This is a genomic window from Mesorhizobium sp. M7A.F.Ca.AU.001.01.1.1 (assembly GCF_004022735.1).
Lineage (GTDB): Bacteria > Pseudomonadota > Alphaproteobacteria > Rhizobiales > Rhizobiaceae > Mesorhizobium > Mesorhizobium ciceri.
This window is the reverse complement of sequence record NZ_RZPF01000745.1, coordinates 1-3,064: the sequence shown is the minus strand read 5'-3', so window position 1 is coordinate 3,064 and position 3,064 is coordinate 1. Positions and strand designations below refer to the sequence as shown.

Annotated in this window: 2 protein-coding genes, 2 pseudogenes and 1 riboswitch; of the genes and pseudogenes, 3 read left to right on the top strand and 1 reads right to left on the bottom strand. The window is 64.3% G+C overall.

From position 1 onward, the window contains the following. A pseudogene (locus EN884_RS31015) lies at positions 1–319 on the top strand (DSD1 family PLP-dependent enzyme); the annotation flags it as partial. Between the two features lie 5 nt (positions 320–324). Here EN884_RS31015 and EN884_RS31010 read toward each other — a convergent pair. Next, positions 325–1,158, bottom strand: coding sequence for an AraC family transcriptional regulator (locus EN884_RS31010; protein ID WP_063170197.1), 834 nt, complete (start codon positions 1,156–1,158; stop codon positions 325–327). 235 nt (positions 1,159–1,393) lie between these two features. Next, positions 1,394–1,601, top strand: a riboswitch (cobalamin riboswitch). Positions 1,602–1,765: 164 nt separating this feature from the next. Between EN884_RS31010 and EN884_RS31005 the strand changes: the two genes are divergently transcribed. Continuing rightward, positions 1,766–2,554 (top strand): ABC transporter ATP-binding protein, encoded by a 789-nt coding sequence (locus EN884_RS31005; RefSeq protein WP_013532381.1) that lies wholly within the window; start codon positions 1,766–1,768, stop codon positions 2,552–2,554. Positions 2,555–2,603: 49 nt separating this feature from the next. Next, positions 2,604–3,064: pseudogene (locus EN884_RS31000) on the top strand (ABC transporter substrate-binding protein); the annotation flags it as partial.

The window sequence follows — 3,064 nt, the reverse complement described above, 5'->3', positions numbered from 1 at the left end:
GCCGATGCTGCCTGGCCCGCCGGCCGTCACCCGCCTGCTGCAGGCGCTCGGCCGGTTTCCGCGCAAGGGCTGCTATCTCTATGGCGGCAAGTGGATGGCCGAGCCGGTCTTCCCCCAAGGCATGAAGACGAACGGCCTGCTCGGCCTGTCCTCCAACCAGCAATTCATGGGCTTGCCCGCCGATGCGGCCGCAAGGCCAGGCGACTACGCGTTTCTAAGGCCGACGCAGAGCGAGGCCGTGCTGCAGCAATTCGGGTCGATCGCCGTGTTTTCCGGCGGAAAGGTCATCGATCGCTGGCCGGCGCTGCCGATGGCGTGATCGAGCTACGCCTTCACCGGTACCCAGATCTCCAGCCCGCCATTGCCGCTGTGGGCATCGAACTCCGGTCCATAGCGCTCGAATTCCGGTGCATCCGCGATTTCGTGACCGGAGTCGGGCAGCCAACTGTTCCAGATCGTGTTGATCGTCCGGCGGATGGATGAGATGTGCTCGCGGTGCGAGAACACCGCATATTTCTGCGCCGGCACCCGCACCCGATAGAAGTCCTTCGGCAGATCCGCAAAGCCGGACACTTCGACGCCGACGACATAGTCGAAATTGCCCGCGTCATCGCCGTTAAGGCAGACGCCGTAGAAAACGCCTGAGATCTCGCCGGGGATGTTGCCGATATAGGGTGCAAAACGCTGCCACTGCATCGGAATCCCGGCGCTGGTTTCGCAGCTGTAGCGTTCGCCGAGGCCGGCGATCAGGAACGGCCGGCTGGTCTCGAAGCGCGGTGGTTCGAGATTGGTGAGGAAGGACTGGTCCATCAGGATCGGCTCCACGAGGTCGAGGTTGTTGGTCGAGCCTTGCGCGCGCACCAGTTCCGGCGTGGTGCCGAACTGATCGCGGAAGGCACGGGTGAACGCCTCATGCGAGTTGTAGCCGGCGTCGAGCGCGACGACGAGGATGTCGGGCGCTCCGCCGGCCAGCTTGCGCGCCGCCTCGGTCAGCCGGCGTGAGCGCATGTAACCCATCACCGAGCGGCCGGTTGCGGCGCCGAAGGCGCGCGTCACATGAAAACGCGACACGCCGCTGCTTTGCGCGACATCGTCAAGCGAGATCGCCTCCGGCAGATGGCTCTCGACGAACCACAGCGCTTTCTCGGTCGGGTTCATGGGGCTCCTTTTCGCATTGGCCGGATCATCTTGGCGTTTCCTGGCGCGGCCAGTTTGATCGAAATTGCGCATTCCGTGCAATCTGCGCCGATCCCATGGGCTTTCGCTTGACAGCGGGCCGCGTCATCTCCTAAGAATGTTATGTTATTACATAAAGTGAGCGTGCAATGCCTGTTTCCCTTAGCTGGCCCACCACTTCGTCCGAGAAATCCATTGCGAAGCGTTTGGTGGAAATCTACGCTGAAGTGGTGATGGTCCCCGAGCCGAAAGGCGAGGGGTGAAAAGGGAACACGGTGAGGCCTGTTCAGGTCGAGGCCGTGGCTGCCCCCGCAACTGTAAGCGGCGAGCAAAATCCGTGAATGCCACTGGCCGGCAAGGCTGGGAAGGCAGGATGGCGCAACGACCCGCGAGCCAGGAGACCTGCCATCACTGAGTTGACCGGACGGGGTGTGCCGGGAGGAAACGCGAATCCCGGCCTTGTCGGCCGGTTCGCCAGCTTCCTTCCGTCGCCAGTTTTGGAAAGTGACGGAAAGTTGGACGGCTCCATCGATCATCGCATCACCATGCTCACACTTTGCCGTCCCCGCAATCCGGCGGGCTGCAGCCGATGAGCGCAGCGCTTCTCGAAGCCCATGACCTCTGTGCCATGGCGAATGGGCGGAATCTGGTCCAGGCGGTCAGCTTCTCGGTGGCCGCTGGCGATCGCCTTGCCATCATCGGTCCCAACGGCGCCGGCAAGACGACGCTGCTGCGCATGCTGTCGGGCATGCTGCGGCCAAGTTCCGGCGAGGTGAAGCTTGGCGGACGCGGGCTGGACAGGATTTCGGCCGCCGAGCGGGCGCTGCATATCGCCGTTGTCGGCCAGACCGACCAGCCCGATCCGCGGCTGGCGGTGATCGATTATGTCGAGCTTGGCCGGGTCCCGCACGCCGGGCTGCGGCGCAGGCGCGAGGAACGCGATATCGCCGTCGAGGCGCTGCGCCGGACCGGCCTGCTGCCGCTGCTTGGCCGCACCGTCGGCTCGCTGTCGGGCGGCGAGCGCCAGCGCGCCCAACTGGCGCGCGCCATCGCCCAGCAGCCCAAAATCCTGTTCCTCGACGAACCGACCAACCATCTGGACCCGCGCGCCCGCGGCGAACTGCTCGACCTCGTGGCAGGCTTTGAGATGACGGTGATCGCGGTGCTGCACGATCTGGCGCTGGTAGCACCCTTCGCCACCAGGGTGGCGGTGATGAACCATGCCCGTCTGCAAGCGCTCGCCGCACCGCGCGAAGCGCTGGCCCAACAGCTGATCCGCGAGATTTTCGGCATCGATGTGCTGCGCCTGCGCCATCCAACCGAGGATCGAGAGTTGACGGTGTTCGAGGTTCCGAACCGTGCCGCGCCGCCGTCGTGATTGAAGCCGTTCCATAGTCGACCCGATCCCACCCACAAGGAGCATACCCGTGAAACGCCTCGCTTTTTCGCTTGCCGTCTCGCTGCTGACCTCGACCGCCTTCGCCTTCCCGGTAACCGTCGACAGCTGCGGCAAGCCGCTGACCTTCGACGCGCCGCCGAAGCGCGCTGTCATCCACGATCTGAACATGGCTGAGATGGCTTTCGCGCTGAAATTGCAGCCGTCAATGGTCGGCCTGACGGGCATCACCGGATGGTACAAGGTCGGTTCCGAATTCAAGGCAGAGCAGGGTTCGATCCCGGAGCTGGCGCCGAAATATCCGACGCTCGAAAACCTCGTGGCCGTGGAGCCGGATTTCTTCCTCGCCGGCTGGTACTACGGCATGAAGCCGGGTGGCGAGGTGACGCCCGACACGCTTGCCCCGCACGGCATCAAGACGCTGGTTCTGACGGAAAGCTGCGTCCATCTCGACAAGAGCCGCCCCGCCGCCTCGATGGACCTGCTCTATGG